Raw genomic sequence first — 20,596 nt, 5'->3', positions numbered from 1 at the left:
GGTTTCCGGCACGTTTTTCTTAATGAACAGGGACGTAGCCTGATTTTTCAATTAGTTCCTGGCCTTCAGGGGAGAGGATCCAGTCAATTAAGTCATTGACGTGAGGATTGTCAGTGCCGGCAGTGACAGCATAGAATTCTGAGGTGATTGGATAAGTCTCATCACGGATCGACTCTTTTTCCGGATAAACCCCTTCAATTTCCAAGTGCTTTATGTCTCCGTTTTGCACCATCTCTGTGGAGAAATAGCGGAAAGAGTATCCTAAGGCATTGCGGTAATTGTGATAATCAGCCGTTTCAGAAATAATCCCGCCCATCCCGCCGACTATATCTTCCATAGGAGGTTCCATAAGGGGAATGTTGCCCATTAAATTTTCCAGAGCCGTCTGGCTTCCGCTGTCTGCAGGGCGCTGAAAAGCGCGTATGGCTTCATCCTTGCCTCCGACTTCCTTCCAATTGGTGGTTTCACCGGAGTAAATAGACTGGATGTCTTCAACCGTGAGGCCGGCGACAGGGTTTCTTGAATTCACAAAAAATACGAAGGCTTCCTTTCCGATAGGAGTGAGTTCAAGTTCCACTCCTTTACGTTCGGCCTGCAGCACCTGATTTTCTGACGGCCCGGCGGCAAAAATGATATCAGCTTCCCCGCTGATCAAGCGGTCATAAGCTTCGTCTGTCTTAGTGGAAACAACTTCACTGTGTCTGCTGTATGGATCGTAGTTTTTTTCCGGATAAACGGCCTGGGCAAAAGAGGCGTACACCGGATAAAGAGCCGTGGCACCGTCCATCACAGGCAGGTCCTCCTCAATTTGAAAGCTTGAAGGAGTGTCAAGAACGGCTACGCTGGTCCCTTCTTCAAATGGCTGGTAGTCATGCAAGTCAACTCCGCGGTCAGTCACCATCTTCAAATTGTCGATATAAGTGTTGTATCCCCAATAGCCAGCAGCCGAGAGCACTGCCAGGCTGAAAAAAACCACAGCAGTGGTTTTTAAAACTTTCGGACGGACTGGAATAAAAAAATAAATGGCTAAATAAACAATCAGAAATCCGGCAATGGCAACAACTAGCGGAGTATAAAAGGCCAACCCGCCAAAAATTGCAGTGAGGAAGGCGGCGATATATCCGCCGAAAATAATAAGTCCTGTGAAGAAAATAAAGTACACAATTCGAACGCCAATCTTGTCTTTCATTTGTTTCAACCCTTCTGCGTCAATTAAATCAGTTGTTGGACCCTGAGGTGGCAGCTGCTGATCCCCCTGCAAAGGCGGCAATCATGGCTGCCTGCTGAGCCTGGATAATCGTTTCTATCGTTGTAAAAATTCCGGTCTCCACTATGTCGTTCTGATCAATTTTTTCCCTGACAGCGAAATTAGCTGCCATAATGGTATTTAAATCCTTATGCCATTTAAACCACTTGGTCGTGTTCAATACTTCAGTCAGCTCTTTAATATGGTGCAAATCATTTTCGTCAGCGTTCACGAGTGCCAGGAGTCCAATTTCAGGGTAGTGCATCGGCTTAATTTTTATTTTTGCCTGTATGAGTTTATCGCGCATATTTTGGCACTGGCTTACCAGCTGCTGTGGGGAAAAAGTGTTATCAATTGATAAAATGTGGCTTAAAAACTGCAGATCGTTTCCTTTCCGGAAGTTATTCTGATTGAGGTCACGGTAGAAGTATTCGACGTGGTCCATAAGGGGCTCGACCTCTTTATCGAGCTGGGCAAGCAGAACAGATAAGGGATAATCATTTTTTGAAGTAATAAAGGGATGATGAGTCTTCATTCCTTTATGGACAGCAAGAGACCGCTTAATTGAACTTTCATGAGCACTGTCGTCAGGGTCTCCGGAAAGCATGACAAGTGCGGAAATATAAGTGAAAGCCCCGCGCGCAAAACCTCCTTTGACGAGTTTATCATACAGGTCAGTCATTTCTGCGTATTTTTCCTGGGGGTGTTCGAATCTTTGCAGAAGCATGGCTGCCGTTGTAAACCTTTGGTGCGACCGCATCGTTGAAAAAAGAGAAGATTCTTTTTTGATAAAATCTGCAAGCTCAGTGAAAGCTTTTAAATCAAATGGGGTGTTTTTTATAACGTAGAAAGAGGCAGCCATCATCAGTATGCGCTGGTCGGGAACGTGCCAGCGGAATTTATTCCGCAGCTGTTTATAGATGTCTTTGTATTGGCTGACTTTTTTCATATCCGTTACTTCCATCTTTTTCAACTCCCTGAGTTAATCTTTTTGTTACCATTGTTTACGGGTGAAAAGATATTAAGTTTCCTTGTTTCGTGAATGTTTTTTGAAGCTGCTGGTTTTTTAAGTGAAAGGCAGATTTGCAGATAGAGATTGAAAAGAATGTGTTTTAAGGGGCGCTGATGGAGTGAATGATAAACTGAGAGACATTTACCATCAGCGCTTTTGCTGTTAGGCCGGCAATAGAGGGATGATGAAGGAGGATGAACGGAATGCTTGTCACCATTAACTGGACGGTTATTATAAGTCTTTTTATTATCGTGTTAGTTATGATAGCCGGTGTATCATATCTTATACGGAGAAGCCAGAGATAAGTATTGAAAAACGCCCTCTTGAAGGGCGTTTTTTGAAACTATTTTTCTAAAAGAAACTTACGTACTTCTTCTGCGAACCGGTCTGGTTCTTCGTAATGGGGAGTATGGCCGCTGCTGGTGAAAGTGATGATCCGGCCTTTTTCAGCTTTTTGTAAAAAGAAGTGGCGGTGAACATCACAGGCTACCGGATCATGAAGTCCGTTGATCATCAGCATAGGAACGGAAATACCTGACAGTTTATCAAACAACGGCTCGAAAATTCTTCCTTCACGACGAAGCCGGTTGTAATGAATTTCGGAACGATCGTAAAAGTGTTCCCATTCAGCCTCTGAATACTTTGAAGTATCTGTAGGGTTTTCAGAGTTGTAACGGTAAATCTCCATTCGGCTGTCCTCAAGGCCATGGCTTAAGGCCATATAGCCTTCTGTTAATTTAATTGGTTCTGCCTGGGAATCACGAAGGACCAAGCACTGCTGGGCCAGTTCCTCTTTTCCGTATTTCAGGGCGAGCGTGGCGGTTTTTGTAAGGAGAGCCCGGCTTGTGACGGCAAAGTCAAACGTAGGCCCTTCAAAGATCACCTTATTTACCGCATTCGGATAATGCCAGCTGTAGAGCAGAGCTAAGTAGCCTCCGAATGAGTGGCCGATGACTGACCATTTGGAAATGCGGAGGGCCTGTCTGATTTCTTCCCAGTCCGCAACGATATCCATTAAACCAAATGGCTCGTTGTCTTGAATAACTTCAGAACGGCAAACGCCCCGCTGGTCAAGCATAACGACATGAAAGTCACGGCCAAGCCTCTGTCCCTGATGCTGGGCAAAATCAAAACAGCTTTCTCCAGGGCCCCCGTGAAGATAGAGAATAGCGTGATCGTTTTCTGTGCCAAATTGTTCTGTGTAAATTTCTTTTCCGTTGATTTTCAAGTGTGATCCCTCCAGTTAATTAGGTTTTTCCAGTAGAAAAAAGCAAAATTCTGGAGGGCCGCGGCAGCAGCAAGGTTAAAAATTATGTTCGTTTTGAGCCAAAGAAAAAACCTCCTCAAAGATCAATATATACAAAATATGGTACCACTGATTTGAGAAGATTCAAATTATTTGTTTAACTAATTAATTTAATTTTGCATTTAAGAATATGGTCGTTTTCCCAGGATTTGCGCTGGGCAGAAACCTGGTGTTATTGACTGGTGTATGGAGATAAAAGTTCGTCTACCTCGTCCATTTGCTTAGCGCACCACTTATACATTTTTTTGGCTTCAGGGTTTTCTGTATCAAGGGCATACAACGCAAGGTCTGCCTGGACTTTTTTTATGCTTGCTCCCAGTAAAGGCAGTTCGACAGGCTGCGGCACCTGAACTATATCATCGTACAAATCAATGGACAGCTGCCCGTATTCATCAACTTGAGCAAGAAAGACATTATTCAGATTTGCATTCATTTTAGCTAGTTCTGTATGGAGCCAGTCCCGGCTAAGGCCTCTCGTCGCTAAAGGTTCATCAAGGATTTTACCATCCATTACGACAGTTTCAGGCTCTTTAATAGGCGCGACAGTTTTGTTTAATACTTTTGGTGTAATCGGCTGCTGTTCTTTTTTCGTGAGAATATTTAATTCGCCATTGCCTTCAAGTACGGCAAATTCCACATCTGCATATTGAAAGACATCTTTTGAACGAAGTTTTTTCAGCAGCTCATCTGTGGTGAGTCGCTGTTTTTTCATATTATCTTCGAGGATTTTTCCATCTTTGATGATTGGTATCCCGTCGCCTGTAACAAAAGAACGAAAGGCAGCGCTTTTCACGTTCAGTAAAGAGGCTCCGAGGATTAAAATTCCCCAGACCGCCAGAGCAGTCAGCGGAATTCTGACTGGGAGAGCCAGCTGGAAAGATCCAAGGGCAATAATAATAGCGACAATCCCCACAAGGCTGAATTCAAAAGGAGAAGACTCTCCAATTGGTTTTCGTACAAAAACTCTCGAAATAACTAATAAAATAACGAACCCTGCAAGACTTCTCAGGGCCACTTCCACCCACTGTTCCATCATACTGCTCCCCCCTATTCTTGTTGGTATTGAGGTTCTTCATTTTCAATCTGCATTTTTCTCTTCTGAACTTCATTTAGTACAGCTTTTGTTCTTTCAGCGCTTTTAAGGAAAGTTTCCTTCGTCTCATCGTCTGAACTTTTCGCAGCAAGCGTCAATAACGTTGCTTCAATAGACTGCAACGAAACGAGTGTCCCTTGTACCTGGCTGCCAACTGACATTCCTCCACCTCCTTGCTGGGTATTGCTGGGGGGTCAGACCCCCCAGTTTCTTCCACTTAGTGTTTGCCTGCTTCGATTGATACGGCGTGGGCGATGCATGGGATGGTTTCTTTCTGCTGGTAGGACATTGGCGACAGAAGAGCCCCTGTAGCTACAACCAGTATTTTCTTTAGTTCACCTTTTTTCATTTGGTTAAGCAGATGTCCGTATGTGACTGCAGCAGAGCAGCCAGAACCGCTGGCGCCTGCCTGAACCGGCTGGCCTTCCCGGTAAATCATAAGTCCGCAATCCTGAAGGGTTTCTTCAGGGATATTTAAATCTCTTTCTTTCAGAAGGTCTTTTAAGATTGGCATCCCGATTTTCCCTAAGTCTCCCGTTGCGATGAGATCGTAGTGGTCAGGTTCAAGCCTTCTGTCCCGGAAATGGGCCACTATGGTATCAAGGGCTGCCGGCGCCATTGCCGCCCCCATATTAAACGGGTCGGATAACCCCATATCAATTACTTTTCCAATTGTAGCGGACGTGACAATTGGCCCGTCTCCGGAATCCGCTACGACCGCTGCTCCTGAAGCGGTCACTGTCCATTGAGCGGTCGGAGGTTTTTGGCTGCCGTATTCTGTCGGATATCTGAACTGTTTTTCTGTGGCCGCATTATGGCTCGATGCGGCTGCAACAATATACTTGGCGTGTTTGGTATTAACGGTCATTGCAGCAAGTGCAAGTCCTTCCATGGACGTGGAACAGGCTCCGAATAATCCAAGGTAAGGGATCGCAAGTGTTCTGCCTGCGAAACTTGAAGGTGTAATTTGATTGATTAAGTCTCCTGTAAGCATGAAATGAATATCCTCATTTTGTAACCCGGCTTTTTCGATCGCGCGTGTGATTGATTCTTCAAGCAGGACTTTCTGTGCTTTTTCATAAGAGTCCTGTTGCAGCCAAAGGTCTTCATGCAATAAGTCAAAGTCATCGGCAAGAAGCCCTTTTGCTTCAAAAGGTCCACCGACTGTTCCGGTAGACAGAATGACCGGCTGATTTTCAAACTCCCACGTCTGATGCCCTTTTAACATAAAACATCCCTCCTGACCTGAATAAATTTAGTATTTTTATAAACACGGGGAAAAATACGCATAAGTGCTAAACGCTTTTATAGCTCTACGCTATGTAAAAGTGGCACAGACCACGACGGTTCAGCTGATCCGTGCCTCTGTGTTTACTGCCTGTATTGAGGTTCTTCTTGTTGAATTTCCTGCAGGCGGGGCTCAAGGCCGTCAACAACACCTTGTGTTTGCTGGGCCAGCTGTTGGAAAAGCTGTTTAGCCTGCTGATTTTCAGTTTCAAGGGCAAATGTCTCCAGGCTCGCCTGAGCACTCTTTAAACCAGCGACTGTTTGCTTCATTTTTGCTGCTACTGTCATATGTCATTCCTCCTGATCATTTTTAGTGAAACAGACCTTCGGTAAATAGAATGGTTTAAAAAGCATCTATTTATTAATTGTTATAGTTGTTAAAATACGGAATTTAAAAGAAGGGTGCGGTTCGGCCTCAAGCATATTTTTTGAGCCGGCTCCAGCGATACTGGTATAATTCTCTATGGGAAAATGGATAAGGAGTGGTTTAGAGATGAGTACAACAACACACCCTCAGGATTTAGGGTTATTTCAAACAATTCAGGAACGCCATTCGGTCAGAAAATATGAAACAGGGGTTAAAATTCCTGATGAGGAATTAAATGAGATTCTTGAGGCGGCGGCCCAAGCGCCTTCTTCATGGAACCTTCAGCACTGGAAGTTCCTTATCATCGATGATAAGGAAAAAAAAGAACAGCTTCTTCCGATTGCGTATAACCAGCAGCAAGTAGTGGAAAGTTCTGCGGTGATCGCGGTGCTTGGGGATTTGAAAGCAAATGAAAACGCTGAAGAGGTTTATCAAGGAGCAGTAGATAACGGATTCATGAGTGAAGACGTGAAAAACACGCTAGTCGGGCAAATTAATGGCGCCTATAAAGGAGACACACCTTTCCCAAGGGATGAAGCTGTATTAAACGCTTCGCTTGCCTCTATGCAGCTAATGCTCGCTGCAAAAGCGAAAGGGTATGATACATGCCCGATGGGAGGGTTCCAGCGTGAGCGGTTTGTTGAAGAATTTAACGTACCGGAGCGTTACGTCCCGGTTATGCTGTTAACAATAGGTAAAGCAGCAAAACCTGCACACCAGTCAGACCGCTTTCCGCTCGAAAAAATGACAGTCAGAAATTCATTTTAATTTATATTAACCCCGCTGGCACTCGTGCCTGCGGGGTTTTGTAAATAACTGGGGGGTCAGACCCCCCAGTTACTGTAAATTTGTTTGCGGCTTATGTAAACGGGGTACTTAATAAAGGCACAGTAAAATCCTCATAGGAGGTGGAATGTATGGATAAGCAAGTCGTGGCTATTATGAAGTCGCTTGACCAGAAAGAAGCCGTTTTAAGAGAGCTTGAAATAAAAGGTGTGAAGGAAGAGGATATCCAGATTATTCATCGGGATGATGAGGACGCTAAATTCTTTACAAAGCATTTCAAACAGGGGGATTACCTGGTGATCGTTGAATCAGAGAAGGACATCGGCCATATTCCTGTAGAGCAGGAAGAGACGCTCAGCCAGCAGCGTACACCTAAAGGGCACCATCACCATCCCCACCATCAAATGAAACAGGGTCTTTAAAAATAGACAGAAATCCCGGCGCTGACTGCGTCCCCGGAACAGTCTCCATAAAAGACCGTCCCGTCCGCAGACTCAGGGCCGGGATTTTTTTATGCTTTACGCCCTGCTGGACCCCGCCTTTGTGCTAAATAACCCCCAACTATTCCTTTTTCGTACAGACAAAATAGGTTTGCGGATAGTCTCCTTCATCAAGGATATTTCTATCGTACAGATGAGCCATATGCCATTCCTTAAAGTCCAAATTCAGTTTACTGAACAAACCGGTCCATACCCCATACGGAAATAGCCCAACGGTATGAACATCATGGTGGATCTCAAGACCTTTTTTATTTCTAATGAGATAGACCATGGCGGCTTCGTATGCAGTCTCAGATACAATATAATTATTTTCAAAAAGCGTGACATGAACGCCGTCTTTTTCGCCTGCATAAGCAAAATTATGAGGCTGAAACTCTTCTTTTGTATGAACGGTGACGAGTATTTTTCCATGCGGCTTTAAGTGAGCAGCTGCATTTTGCAAAGCCTGCCTAATGTCATCAACTGTGGTCATATACATAAGTGATTCAGGAAAAACGACAGCATCAAAAGACTTCCCGATAGTCACTGATCTCATATCTCCATAAAGGTAGGTCACTTCCGGATTGATTTTTTGGGCGTTCTGTAACATGCCGTGACTAATATCAACACCGGTGACATCGAAAGCCTGTTTAAAATAATAGTCGTGGCCGCCCGCGCCGCAGCCGAAATGGAGCAAATCCGGTTTGAAAGAGCCTGTATCCGCCCCGGTTTTTATATCCAAAGACTGAATAATCGCTGACGCTTCTTCTTCGTAATCGTCTAGTGATGAAATAATAAACTCTGTCCAGGCTAACTCTTCATATGCTTTCCAATGGCTCATATGACCCCTCCTGTAAAATACATTATAAACAGGTTAAACCGCCTGCCTTGCTTCTGCAACTTTATTCCTCCTCTGCTGAAAAATTCAAGTTAAAAACTGCGAAATTTACGGGTGTTCGTGATATCATAGACGCAGGTCATTCTATCAATTCAGTACTTTAAATTGTTTGAATCTTCCAAAATACTCAAGGGGGTCAATCAAGTGAGAAACAGACAGGAACCATCAGTGGTGACACATCCACTTGTTCATAGATTAATAGAAAACATTGAGAAAGTTGTCGTAGGCAAGAAGCGTGAGATTGAATTAAGTCTGATTGCTTTGTTAAGCGGAGGCCATGTGCTGTTGGAAGACGTGCCGGGTGTTGGCAAGACGATGATGGTCCGTGCGTTGGCGAAATCAGTAGGCGCCGATTATAAACGGATCCAGTTTACACCTGACTTGCTGCCGTCCGATGTCACAGGCGTATCCGTGTTCAGCCAGAAAACAATGGAATTTCACTTCAGGCCTGGCCCGGTCATGTCTAATATTGTTTTAGCAGACGAAATCAACCGGACGTCGCCCAAAACACAAGCAGCCCTCCTGGAAGCATTGGAAGAGGGCAGCGTAACGACTGATGGCGAGACACGGGAGCTGCAGGACCCCTTTATGGTTATGGCGACACAGAACCCGATTGAATACGGCGGAACCTATCCTCTTCCCGAAGCACAGCTCGACCGGTTTCTTTTTAAATTTAAAATTGGCTACCCGTCTAAATCTGAGGAGCTGGAAGTGCTGAACAGGGTAGAGAAAAGGCATCCGATTGAAGAGGTTACTCCTGTATTAACCCTTGAAGACATCATAGATATGAAAAAAGACGTGAAAAAGGTTTTTGTCAACGAAAAAGTCAAAGAATATATTATTAATATTGTCAACGCGACGAGACAGCATCATGCCGTCTATCTTGGCGGGAGCCCCCGTGCTTCCATCGCCTTAATGAAGGCTGGACAAGCCTACGCTTTTATGCAGGACAGGGAATTTGTCGTTCCGGATGATATTAAATATTTGGCCCCGTATGCGTTACAGCACAGGATCCTTTTGAATTCGGATGCCAAACTGTCGGATACAACAAACGAGCGGGTGATTCACGAAGTCATACAGCAAGTCCACATCCCGGCCGGGAAAGAGAGTGTCCGATGAAATTAGGAAGCCGCTTGGCCCGGATACGTTCGAGCCGCGTCTGGTCCTGGATGAAGCTTATTTCCAAAAGCCTGTTTGTTGTCGGCCTGTTTGCAGCTATATTCAGCTACGCCATGTTTCAGGGCGGCTTCGTCAGCTGGTTTTTATTTTACACGATCACCACGCTTGTTGTACTTATGCTCTTATATGCGCTAATTCCTTTAGGATCTTTTGAAGTGACACGTGATACGGGCGAAGGCGCGCTGGCCTCAGGTTCGGAACTTACAGTGAATGTTACGGTCAGGCGAAAATGGCCGTTTCCTTTTTTATATTTAGCTTTAGAGGATGAGATGGAAGAAACTTTGAAAAAGCAGCTGCCGCCCCATGCCTCTAAAATCATTTTTTACCCGACTGTTAAAAAAGAATTAACATTTAACTACAGTGTGCCGGAATTAAAACGCGGCAAGTATCATTTTTTTGGGGTGCATTTGTCGACAAGTGATATGTTCGGTCTGTTTAAAAAAAGAAAGTTCATTCCTGTTGAAAATGATCTTCTTGTTTATCCGGACTACCGCCATATTGAGCGGTGGAGCGCATATGAGAAGGATGAGTCTGAATCTGCTCTTTCTTCACAGGATTTTGTTGAAGACCTTACATCTATCGCAGGTGCACGGGAATATGTGCCCGGCGACAAACTGACCAGTATTGACTGGAAAGTAACCGCCAGGTCTAATAAGTTAATGACGAAAGAATTTGAAGATTATATAGGGCAAAATTTTCTGTTAGTTTTTAATAACAATATTCCCGACAACAGGTTTGCAACACTGGAGGCTTATGAAAAGGGAATTGAGTTAGTGACTTCTATAATTATGTATGCTTACAAAAAACGTCTTCAAGTCGGTTTATGGACATTAGGGAAAAACAGCCGCATGTTTGATTTGGATGCAGGAGGCGACCATCAGAAAAAGATGGTGACCCACCTCTCCCAAATCCAGGCTGAACAGCATTCGAACTTTGCAGCTCATTTAAACCAGGCTGAAAGCCAGATTCCAGGCGGAGCCTCGGTAATTATTGTATCTGCAGAGCTGACGGATGATATATTAAATCGCGTCAAAATTCTTATTTCCAGACGGATCCAGGTGTATTTTGGCCTTATGGCCAAAGAGGGACAGTCAGATGCCTGGGAGAGCAGGCGTTTCGAAGAACTCCGCCGTATTGGAGCAGAAGCGTACCTTCTGTCAGAAGGCAGTCTGGATGAGGAAATGGCAGCGAACGAATGAAGGTGATTAAATGGCTAAAATTAATTCAAAGCCAGCCGGCTCTGTCACACACTTGTTTATATATATATTAACCTTTTTACTGCTGTGGGAATGGTTAAGGCCCATACCGGTTATTACTCATACCGCAGATATTCATATATTCGTCTGGTTTGCTTTTTTCAGCGCCATACTGATTTATTTAAGAGTCCCGTACTGGCTTATCATCCCTGCTTTATTAGCTGGAAGTATTTACGGCCTGCATATTCTTTTCTATGAGGGAAGCTTTTTAAGCAGGGAAGGCGGATGGCAAACTGTCAAGCTGTTTTCCGGAGAGGCCTGGTATAACACGACCCTGATTTTTTCAGGTGAATTTGCCGGGCTCACAGATCCTTTCCGAACCTTTTTACTGTTTTTACTGCTGGCTCTGGTCTGCTATCTACTGTACTTTTCAGTATTCCAGACAAGGAAAATTTTCTTTTTTCTTCTGTCGACAGTTGTTTACATTACAGTTTTGGATACATTTACGCCGGTAGAAGCCTCTGCGGCAATTATCAGGATTGTGATTATTGGATTTTTCATTCTTACCCTTCTTCATATGCTTAAAATCCAGGATGAAGAACGGGCAATAGGAAGGCGTACAGCCTCATTCTTTTCACCTGCATGGATGTACACTTTAATTTTTATGATTTTAGCAGCAACAGGTGTAGGCATGGCTGCGCCAAAACCGGATCCCCAGTGGAGTGACCCTGTTCCGGCGATGCGCGGAATGGTTTTAGGTGAAGGAAGCGGATCGGGTTCGGGACTGAAGCGGGTCGGTTATGGAGAAAATGATGAGCGACTCGGAGGCGGATTTATTCAGGATGATAATCCGGTGTTTACAGCCGAAGTGGACGATGCTTCTTATTGGAGGGGCGAATCAAAGCACGAGTACACCGGGCACGGCTGGGTGTCTGATCCGGTGTACGAGGAAGTTGGCGGGGACGACTTAGGTTATACTAAATACGAAAGTTTGACCGAAACAGAAGAAAGGCAAGTCTCTATTGAAATGAAAGAGGGCGTCGGATTTTCCCATTTCTTTTATCCCGGACAGGTGCAAAGCATAAGCCTGGATAACTTATCTTTTTATGTGGATGATAATGAAGGGGCACGCGAGCCGCTTACGTTTATGACCGATCCGGTCGGCGGGAGGGTGATGGCTGAGACTCCTGAGGGAAATGAAATCACTCTTACTGCTTATGATCTTGCCTATGAGGATCCTGCTTTTCCAATTGGGACGATGAGAACTGTTTCAGAAAATGACCCTCAAGAGATCCAGGACCTATACCTCCAGCTGCCTGAGGAACTGCCTGAACGTGTGGCAGACCTGGCTGAGGAAATAGTTGAAGACGAAGAGAACCGGTATGATAAAGTGAAGGCGGTTGAACAGTATTTTTCCGAAAGCGGGTTTACGTATCAGACTCAGGACGTCCCGATGCCTGAAGAGGATGAAGACTATGTGGACCAGTTCCTGTTTGAAACCCAGGTCGGCTACTGTGATAACTACTCCACGTCTATGGCTGTGCTGCTTCGCACACTGGATATTCCTGCCCGTTGGGTTAAGGGCTTTACTTCCGGAGAAGAGATTGAAGAACTGGAAGATGGCAGATCTGTCTATGAAGTGGCTAATGGCAACGCCCACTCCTGGGTGGAAGTTTATTTTCCTGAAGTGGGCTGGGTACCGTTTGAACCAACTCAGGGTTTTGACAACTATGCGGAGTTTGCAGAAGAGGAAGTAGATATTGACATTGATTTGGACGAAGAAAACGGGGAGGACTTTGAGCAGCCTGACCAGGACCGGGATGATCTGATTCCTGAATTGGAAGAGGGCGCAGACGATTTTGAAGCTGCCGGCAGTGAAGGAAGCACCGGCGGAGGCGGCCCGGGTCTGGCGGAAATGTTTACACCGAGAACTTTGTTTATATCCATTCTGTCTCTCGTTTTTTTAATGGTTCTCTACCAGAAACAAAGTCGTTTGCAAAACTATTATTTTCTGATTCATTACAAGCTGCTTGGCCAGGATAAGCGCTTCTCTACGGCTTACCGGCGGTTATTATGGATTTTGGAAAATGAAGGACTGCCGCGCGGGGAGGGCGAGACATTAAGAGAATATGCTAAACGTGTGGATCTCGTGTTAAGCTCGCAGGCCATGATGAAACTCACTAAATTGTATGAAAAGGTATATTATGGCGGCTATGAACCTGACGGGGAGTGGGAAGCACTGCAGACAGAGTGGGAAGAGCTGGTAAAATCTCTGAACTCTTGACCCGGCTGCAACCAATTGATAAAATAAATCAGTATTTAACACAGTGCACCTGTAATGCCAAATCAGGGGCCGGCGACAGAAGTGCCGGTTCCGGTGTGCGGATATATAAAACTATTATATAGCTATTCAGCCTCATATATCCTTGAGAATACGGCTCAAGAGTCTCTACCGGGCTGCCTTAAACGGCCTGACTATGAAGGTGGATTTTCTTGTATGTAAACTGGAAATTCTGCCTTCGTATATTTTTATACGAGGCCGTTTATCCGGTTTTTTTTGTAGTTTGGCTCTTTTAAATTTTACAGCGCGTTAGTTTTAATAAAAGAAGAGGGGTTAAAGAAATGAATGAGATTAAGGAGAAAGTAATCGTACTTGATTTTGGCGGCCAGTATAATCAGTTAATTACCCGCCGTATCAGAGATTTAGGTGTTTTCAGCGAATTAGTATCCCATAAAATTACGGCTGAAGAAGTCAAAGAAATTAATCCAAAAGGAATCATTTTTTCAGGCGGACCGGGCAGTGTGTATGCTGAAGGCGCACCTCGCTGTGATGAAGAGATTTTTGACCTTGGAATTCCGGTTCTCGGTATTTGTTACGGGATGCAGCTGATGACCCATCATTTTGAAGGGTCTGTTGAAGCGGCTAACCACCGGGAGTACGGGAAAGCCAATATTGCCATTCAAAATGACTCAAAACTATTCGGGGATCTTCCTAAAGAGCAATCAGTATGGATGAGCCATGGTGACCTGGTTAAGGCGCCGCCTGCCGGATTTACGGTTGACGCAACGAACATTTCTTGCCCGGTGGCTTCAATGAGCGACGAGAGCCGCGGGTTGTACGGCGTGCAGTTCCATCCGGAAGTGCGTAACTCCGAGTATGGGAATGAGATGCTCAGAAACTTTATATATACGGTGTGCCAGTGTGAAGGCAACTGGTCAATGGAGAATTTCATTGACATGGAAGTAGATAAAGTCCGTCAGGCAGTAGGCGACCGGAAAGTTCTTTGTGCCTTGAGCGGCGGGGTGGACTCCTCAGTCGTAGCTGCACTCATCCATAAAGCGATCGGCGATCAGCTGATCTGCATGTTTATTGACCATGGCCTGCTCAGAAAAAATGAAGCTGACAGCGTAATGGAAACATTCACCGAAGGCTTTGATATGAACGTCGTTAAGATTGACGCGCAGGAAAGATTCTTGACTAAACTGCAGGGAGTCAAAGATCCTGAACAAAAACGTAAAATTATCGGCAACGAATTTATTTACGTGTTTGAAGAAGAGTCCGGCAAGCTGACTGATGTGGATTTTCTTGCTCAGGGAACGCTTTATACCGATATTATTGAAAGTGGAACCGATACAGCTCAGACAATTAAATCTCACCATAATGTAGGCGGACTGCCTGAAAATATGAAACTGGATTTAATTGAGCCTTTAAATACACTATTTAAAGACGAAGTCCGTGAAGTAGGTGCCGAGCTGGGACTGCCGGACGAGATCGTGTGGCGCCAGCCGTTCCCGGGTCCAGGCCTTGGTATTCGCGTTCTTGGGGAAATTACGGATGAGAAACTTGAAATTGTTCGTGAATCAGACGCCATCCTTCGCGATGAAATTAAAAAAGCAGGCCTCGACCGTGAAATCTGGCAGTATTTCACCGCTCTTCCTGACATGAGAAGTGTGGGTGTCATGGGAGATGAACGGACGTATGATTACACCGTCGGCATACGTGCTGTAACCTCTATTGACGGGATGACATCTGACTGGGCCCGCATCCCTTATGATGTGCTTGAAGTGATTTCGACCCGTATTGTGAATGAAGTTAAACACGTCAACCGCGTAGTGTATGATATTACTTCTAAGCCGCCAAGCACAATCGAGTGGGAGTAAGAACACTCGTATCAGGAACGTCAGGCAGGCGCTTTTCGGAAAAACCGAATAAAATTTTGTAAGTTAAAATTAACATTCGTGTTTCACTTGACAATAGATTGATAGGTTGCTAAACTAATTCCTGTGAAAAAGATATGTCGAATGTTCGTATAATTTCGGGGATAGGGCCCGACAGTTTCTACCGAGCTGCCGTAAATAGCTCGACTACGAACGATGAAGGCAGGATTAGTTTCAGACCAGCATGAAAAGTTTCTTTTCTGCGGTTTATCCTGCACCGTCGTCTCGTATGTGAAACGTTAAGCTCTGGTTCCCAGTTTTGGGGAACCAGAGCTTTTTTGTTTAGGGGGTCAGACCCCCCATTTATTGGAATTTACTTTGAAAGGGAGTTTAAAGAGATGGAGCGTTATTTTCGTTTTGATGAGTTAGGGACTAATTATAACCGCGAGATCATGGGGGGAGTCACAACCTTCCTTGCAATGGCGTATATTCTCTTTGTGAACCCGTCGATTCTGGCTGGGGCCCGAATGGATGAAGGGGCTGTTTATGTGGCCACCGCGTTAGCTGCTGCCCTCGGGACCATGATCATGGGAATTGTCGCCCGTTACCCGATTGCGCTTGCTCCGGGTATGGGGCTGAATGCTTTCTTTACTTATTCTGTCGTATTAGGAATGGGTATTCCTTGGGAAACAGCGCTGCTAGGTGTATTTATGTCAGGTATTATTTTTATTATTATTACTGTAGTAGGGATTCGTGAATTTATTATTAATGCTATACCGGCAGAGCTGAAGTACGCGGCAGGAGCCGGGATTGGTTTGTTTATTGCCTTTATTGGTCTGCAGAATGCGGAAATTATTGTGATGTCCGAAGCTACTCTCGTTGAAATTGGTGATTTAGGAGCGCCGGCTACACTGCTGGCTGTCTTCGGGATTATTATTACTGTTGTCTTAATGAGTCTTGGCCTTAAAGGCGGAATTTTTTACGGGATGGTCCTGACTGCTGTTGCAGGTATGCTGTTTAACGTGATTCCTGTTCCTTCCCAGGTTATCGGAGCCGTTCCAAGTCTCGCTCCAACGTTTGGGGCAGCATTTGCGCCATTTGGGGAAATGGGCCTTGGCGAGATTTTTACCCTCCAATTAATTATTGTTATTTTGACGTTCTTGTTTGTTGACTTCTTTGATACAGCCGGAACACTGTTTGCAGTGGCGAACCAGGCAGGATTCGTGAAGGACAATAAACTGCCTCGTGCACAGCGTGCCCTGCTGGCTGATTCATCTGCAACTTCAATAGGAGCTGTGCTGGGTACTTCTACCACTACAGCCTATATTGAGTCGACGTCAGGCATTGCAGCAGGCGCGCGTACAGGTTTCGCTTCAATCGTCACAGGGGTGCTCTTCCTGATTGCGCTGCTCTTTTCGCCGCTTCTCGTCGTCGTAACAGCATCGGTAACTGCTCCGGCTCTTGTCGTAGTCGGCGTGTTAATGGCAGGAGCATTAGCAAATATCGACTGGAAAAAATTTGAGATTGCCGTTCCTGCATTTTTCACAGTGATCGCCATGCCTTTAACTTACAGCATTGCGACAGGAATTGCCCTCGGTTTCTTAATGTATCCGATCACGATGGTCTGTAAAGGCCGGGCGAAAGAAGTCCACCCGATTATGTACGTCCTGTTTATCGTTTTCATATTATACTTTGTTTATTTAGGTGAGTAATTAAAGTGCCGTGTCTTCTTTTCAAAGAAGCGCGGCATTTCGTTTATTTAGCTTAAAAGCTGATGTTTATTCTCCCGGACTGAAAAGGGAAAGAATAATATATTGAAACAGAGCCCCGAAGGAGTGTAAAAGATGTCGTGGGAAAAGATTAAACCTGAGTTTTTCGACCAGCCAACATTGGAGCTGGCCAGAAATCTGCTCGGAAAAATACTTATAAAAGAAACAGAAGAAGGAACAGCCGCGGGGAAAATTGTAGAAACAGAAGCTTATAAAGGACCAGGTGACAGGGCGGCGCACAGTTTCGGGAACCGGAGAACAGCAAGAACAGAAGTTATGTTCGGGCCGTCCGGTTTTACCTATACTTATGTAATGCATACGCATTGTCTTGTAAATGTGGTAAGCGGAGGCGATTTAAATCCGGAAGCTGTTTTAATCAGAGCGGTAGAACCAGTAGAAGGACTTGAACTCATGCACCGGCGGCGGCCAAAAGCCCGGAGAACTGTGGATTTGACTAATGGGCCGGGAAAACTGACAAAAGCGTTAGGCATTGTAAAAGCGGATTATGGACGTCCGCTCCATGAGCCGCCTTTGTACATCGCAGAAGGCAGGGCGGCCGAGGAAATTAAAACAGGCCCAAGGATCGGCATAGATAACAGCGGGGAAGCAAGAGAGTACCTCTGGAGGTTCTGGGAAGCAGGGAATCCGTTCGTATCCCGTTTCCGAAAAGGGATCGACTGATTGAAGATCCAATTCAACGAAGCTGCAGGCTGAGTTGAATTTAGCTGAAGACAAGCCCCTAGGCAAGCGTCCACCTGGCGGCCTGAAATTAATACTTTTTGTGAGGGGGGGCCGGGAAGGAGGTGTATGGCTGGAAATCAGCCGGCACCTGTCCCTGAATCCCCCCTTAAAAAATCACTCAGTACCGGCCTCTTCAGGGATAAAGACCACCCTGTTCATATCATTTCTTTCTGCTTTATCATAAATCATCGGGTAGTATCCGCCTTCTACCCATGTATCAATTTGATCATCGTAATGGGGCGAGCGCCACTGGCCTGACTGGCCGGGAACCATCACGTCGAAGAAACCATTTACTGAAGAAAGGTCGCCTATGAACCGCCATCCGGCAGCATGGTTGGTGATGCCGGTTTCCGTGTCATAGCCCATCGCCCCAGGCGTAGCACCGCTTCCGCCTGTCTCCCAGGAGCCGAGGTTAAATAACAATTGGAGCGGCCAGACAGACCCTAAAGGATGATCAAATTCGAGCTGATGCCGCTCCCCCCAAGCCCAGCTGCCAGGCTGGTTTCCCTGCAGGTCTTTAGCCATCTCTACAGCTTCGTAAAAAGTTTCCCGCGCAGCTTTAGGAAACGGGATGTGCCAGTCCTCTTCTAAAAAGCCGAATAAGAGACTGTTTTCATGCTGTGCTGCTTCCGTAATCACCCGGTGGATTGTCAGGCTGTTAGACAGCTCTATATCCAGATAACGGTCAAAGAGATGTTGGGGCAAAGAAGAGTACCACAATTGCCAGACAAGAGCCTCCGGGCTGTCTGTTCTTTCAATGAAATCCCAGTCATTTAATAGTTCCAGTGTTTCAAGTTCGGTCTCGCTGAGCGGATCCAGTTCTTCCCCTTCCAGACTTTCTGCAGGATGGGAGGAGGGATCCCAGGTTTCTACGGCTTCCACAAGCAATGGAAGAAGGTCACGTGCCTGCGTATTTTTAAAATCCGACTGCATTTTTCCCATATCCTCAAGGGTGAAGGGGCTTCCGGAAGCCAGCTGTTCCTCAATTATTTCGGTCAGTCTTACTGCTCTGTAGGGATAGAAGCTTCGCCCAATATTATATCCGTAATCTTCTCCTGCCGGCTTATTGTTTGCGGTAACTATATAACCGCTGTCGGGGTTCATGATTTCCGGAAGGTCTTCAGCTGGAATAAAGCCGTCCCACTGATAGTCAGGGTCCCAGCCTGGGACTGGAAAACGGCCGTCAGACTGTGGCCTGACAGGTATGAGCGCCTGTCCGCGGAAACCGATATTCCCATCGGTGTCTGCAAATACCCAGCTTAAACCAGGGGTGACAAACCCGTCCAGGCCATTCATAAATTCATTGGCGTCCGTTGACCGGTTCACCCGGAGAATGCCGTTAAGTTCCTCTCCTGGCTCCATCCCGCTCCAGCGCAAAGAAAAAGCCTGATACGGGCCATCTTCAGTGACTTTATTCATGACCGGCCCGTTCCGGGTAAGTTCGACCCTGTGAATATAAGGGCGGTCCTTTCCGTCAATATAAATCTCTTCCTCAATCAGTTCAGCTTCCTCCCATTCGCCGTCAAACAAGTACTCATTTGGATTTTCAGGATTGACCTGTTCAAGAAAGATATCCTCATAATCTGCTGACAGCGAGGTCACACCCCAGCTGACATGGCCGTTATGTCCAAGCACAACTCCAGGGATGCCCGGAACCGTTACGCCAATGGAATGAAAGTCATCTTCCAGTTCCAGGTGTGTCTGATACCAGACACTTGGAATGGCAAGCCCTAAATGAGGGTCATCAGCGATAAGAGGATAACCCGAGTCTGTATACTCACCGCTGATTGCCCAGTTGTTGCTCCCGTTCCACTCATCAGGAGCAAACGCTGTGATTTTATTAAAGCCTTCAGCCTTAAACACCGGTTCATTGGTCTGAAAGGAGTTTAAATAAGCCGAGAGGGCAGGGTCTATTTGATTTTTCCGGGCTGAACCTCCGCTTTCCCCGTCAATAACAGGGAAATCGTCGTTAATATGGTATTCGGGAAAAAGATGTACGGCCTCTTCACCAAACATTTTAACGAGCTGATAGTTCTCAAGCTCCTGGCGAAAATTCCCTGTAAGGGTGTATCCCATATACTTAACAGCTATTGCCGTGTCTTCCGCTGTCCAAGGTTCCGGTATATAGTCTAGTATACGGAACTCGAGCGGCTGTTCATTATTTTCAAATGCCTTATTGATATAAGCAGTAACTCCTGAAGCGAAGGCTTCCACCATTGCCGCCGTCTCACTGTTGAACTCAGCGATCAGGCCATCGGCAGAGCGGTGCATCCCGTATGTACGGAAGAATTTATCACTGTCGAGAGCCGCTTCCCCGACAACTTCAGCTAACCGTCCGCCGGCCAGACGGCGTGTCATATCCATTTGAAAAAGACGGTCCTGGGCCATCACATACCCTTGGGTAAAAAATAAATCTTCCATTTTCCCAGCTTTAATTTGCGCCACGCCCCTGTCGTCCCTGATGACTTCCACTTCAGCCGACACGGGTGCCCGCACAACAGCTCCATCAAGATCCGGAAGGCTTTTTGATATAAACCACTGGGCAAACACTAAACCTGTAACGATCAGTACAGCCAGTGCCACAATAATACCTGTGATCACCTTGACTCTTTTTTTATGGAAAAATCGTGTTTTTCCTTCCCATGTTATTGGTTCTGTCTTCACTAGAATCCCCCCTGTTCAACTTTCTGTAAAGCTTTGTTAATCTTATAAATTAAGATAAGCCCTCGGGCAAAAAAGCAAAGGCATGTATTCCCTAATGAGCCAACCTGCAATAAAAAACTCTGTTCTTCACTATAAAAACAACTTTGCCGTTGAACGAAGGCGAGGACACCCGGAGGATAAGCGCAGTCTGAAAATCCACTTCGCCGAAGGACTCCTTCGGGGAAGTTAGTTGAAGACAAGCCCTTGGGTAAAGAAAACACAGCGAACTTCCACATGGATGTGGTGACTTCGGCGTTTTCACAGGACGTGAAGGGGTTAGCCGAAGATCCCTGCGACGATGTTGCACTTATGCCTGTGGTATAAGCCTTCGCCGAGAGTGAATCGGCAAAATTAAGTTACAGACAGGAGTACGCAA

General features: G+C 45.7%; 17 protein-coding genes and 2 riboswitches. Of the genes, 8 read left to right on the top strand and 9 right to left on the bottom strand.

Annotation, left to right across the window (positions count from 1 at the left end; genetic code table 11):
* Nucleotides 1–19 precede the first annotated feature (19 nt).
* The 7 genes from BMW59_RS09255 to BMW59_RS09225 all read right to left on the bottom strand — a co-directional run bounded on the left by BMW59_RS09255 (nt 20) and on the right by BMW59_RS09225 (nt 6,232).
* Nucleotides 20–1,270, bottom strand: coding sequence for a substrate-binding domain-containing protein (locus tag BMW59_RS09255; protein WP_245733031.1), 1,251 nt, complete (start codon nt 1,268–1,270; stop codon nt 20–22).
* Nucleotides 1,218–2,210, bottom strand: coding sequence for a DUF4003 family protein (locus BMW59_RS09250; RefSeq protein WP_093050680.1), 993 nt, complete (start codon nt 2,208–2,210; stop codon nt 1,218–1,220). Before BMW59_RS09250 ends, BMW59_RS09255 begins: the two co-directional genes overlap by 53 nt.
* 391 nt (nt 2,211–2,601) lie before the next feature.
* Entirely contained in the window at nt 2,602–3,486 is an 885-nt protein-coding gene (locus BMW59_RS09245) for an alpha/beta fold hydrolase (protein WP_093050677.1), read from the bottom strand.
* Nucleotides 3,487–3,736: 250 nt separating this feature from the next.
* Nucleotides 3,737–4,600, bottom strand: a complete 864-nt coding sequence (locus BMW59_RS09240) for a DUF421 domain-containing protein (RefSeq protein ID WP_245733029.1) — start codon at nt 4,598–4,600, stop codon at nt 3,737–3,739.
* 11 nt (nt 4,601–4,611) lie between these two features.
* Nucleotides 4,612–4,818 carry a DUF1657 domain-containing protein gene (locus BMW59_RS09235; RefSeq protein ID WP_093050674.1) on the bottom strand — a complete coding sequence of 69 codons (207 nt, stop codon included), beginning with the start codon at nt 4,816–4,818 and terminating at the stop codon, nt 4,612–4,614.
* A gap of 56 nt (nt 4,819–4,874) precedes the next feature.
* Nucleotides 4,875–5,885, bottom strand: coding sequence for a stage V sporulation protein AD (gene spoVAD, locus BMW59_RS09230; RefSeq protein ID WP_093050671.1), 1,011 nt, complete (start codon nt 5,883–5,885; stop codon nt 4,875–4,877).
* Nucleotides 5,886–6,028: 143 nt separating this feature from the next.
* Complete coding sequence (locus BMW59_RS09225; RefSeq protein ID WP_093050668.1) at nt 6,029–6,232, bottom strand: DUF1657 domain-containing protein; 204 nt, start codon at nt 6,230–6,232, stop codon at nt 6,029–6,031.
* A 205-nt stretch (nt 6,233–6,437) separates the two neighbouring features.
* Between BMW59_RS09225 and BMW59_RS09220 the strand changes: the two genes are divergently transcribed.
* Nucleotides 6,438–7,079 carry a nitroreductase family protein gene (locus BMW59_RS09220; RefSeq protein ID WP_093050665.1) on the top strand — a complete coding sequence of 214 codons (642 nt, stop codon included), beginning with the start codon at nt 6,438–6,440 and terminating at the stop codon, nt 7,077–7,079.
* Between the two features lie 149 nt (nt 7,080–7,228).
* Nucleotides 7,229–7,519: a hypothetical protein gene (locus tag BMW59_RS09215; protein WP_093050663.1), complete on the top strand. Its 291-nt coding sequence runs from the start codon at nt 7,229–7,231 to the stop codon at nt 7,517–7,519.
* A gap of 139 nt (nt 7,520–7,658) precedes the next feature.
* Here the strand turns inward: BMW59_RS09215 and BMW59_RS09210 are convergent, their stop codons facing one another.
* The gene (locus tag BMW59_RS09210) at nt 7,659–8,417 is read right to left on the bottom strand and encodes a class I SAM-dependent methyltransferase (protein ID WP_093050660.1); all 759 of its coding nucleotides are present in this window, start codon (nt 8,415–8,417) and stop codon (nt 7,659–7,661) included.
* 201 nt (nt 8,418–8,618) lie between these two features.
* Between BMW59_RS09210 and BMW59_RS09205 the strand changes: the two genes are divergently transcribed.
* The 6 genes from BMW59_RS09205 to BMW59_RS09180 all read left to right on the top strand — a co-directional run bounded on the left by BMW59_RS09205 (nt 8,619) and on the right by BMW59_RS09180 (nt 17,457).
* Nucleotides 8,619–9,593 carry an AAA family ATPase gene (locus tag BMW59_RS09205; RefSeq protein WP_245733027.1) on the top strand — a complete coding sequence of 325 codons (975 nt, stop codon included), beginning with the start codon at nt 8,619–8,621 and terminating at the stop codon, nt 9,591–9,593.
* A complete protein-coding gene (locus BMW59_RS09200) occupies nt 9,590–10,852 on the top strand; it encodes a DUF58 domain-containing protein (RefSeq protein ID WP_093050657.1) in 1,263 nt (420 codons plus the stop codon). The genes BMW59_RS09205 and BMW59_RS09200 overlap by 4 nt, the downstream gene beginning before the upstream one ends.
* Before the next feature lie 10 nt (nt 10,853–10,862).
* Nucleotides 10,863–13,133 (top strand): DUF4129 domain-containing transglutaminase family protein, encoded by a 2,271-nt coding sequence (locus tag BMW59_RS09195; protein WP_093050654.1) that lies wholly within the window; start codon nt 10,863–10,865, stop codon nt 13,131–13,133.
* A 112-nt stretch (nt 13,134–13,245) separates the two neighbouring features.
* Nucleotides 13,246–13,347: riboswitch (purine riboswitch) on the top strand.
* Between the two features lie 124 nt (nt 13,348–13,471).
* On the top strand, nt 13,472–15,010 hold the full coding sequence (gene guaA, locus BMW59_RS09190; RefSeq protein ID WP_093050651.1) for a glutamine-hydrolyzing GMP synthase: 1,539 nt from the start codon (nt 13,472–13,474) through the stop codon (nt 15,008–15,010).
* A gap of 125 nt (nt 15,011–15,135) precedes the next feature.
* Nucleotides 15,136–15,237, top strand: a riboswitch (purine riboswitch).
* A 168-nt stretch (nt 15,238–15,405) separates the two neighbouring features.
* The gene (locus BMW59_RS09185) at nt 15,406–16,719 is read left to right on the top strand and encodes an NCS2 family permease (protein ID WP_093050648.1); all 1,314 of its coding nucleotides are present in this window, start codon (nt 15,406–15,408) and stop codon (nt 16,717–16,719) included.
* A 132-nt stretch (nt 16,720–16,851) separates the two neighbouring features.
* The gene (locus BMW59_RS09180; RefSeq protein WP_093050645.1) at nt 16,852–17,457 is read left to right on the top strand and encodes a DNA-3-methyladenine glycosylase; all 606 of its coding nucleotides are present in this window, start codon (nt 16,852–16,854) and stop codon (nt 17,455–17,457) included.
* A 174-nt stretch (nt 17,458–17,631) separates the two neighbouring features.
* Here the strand turns inward: BMW59_RS09180 and BMW59_RS09175 are convergent, their stop codons facing one another.
* On the bottom strand, nt 17,632–20,181 hold the full coding sequence (locus BMW59_RS09175; RefSeq protein ID WP_177174257.1) for a penicillin acylase family protein: 2,550 nt from the start codon (nt 20,179–20,181) through the stop codon (nt 17,632–17,634).
* Between the last annotated feature and the right edge of the window lie 415 nt (nt 20,182–20,596).

This window comes from Salipaludibacillus aurantiacus, assembly GCF_900111295.1.
GTDB lineage: Bacteria > Bacillota > Bacilli > Bacillales > Salisediminibacteriaceae > Salipaludibacillus > Salipaludibacillus aurantiacus.
This window is presented reverse-complemented; position numbering and strand designations above follow the sequence as displayed.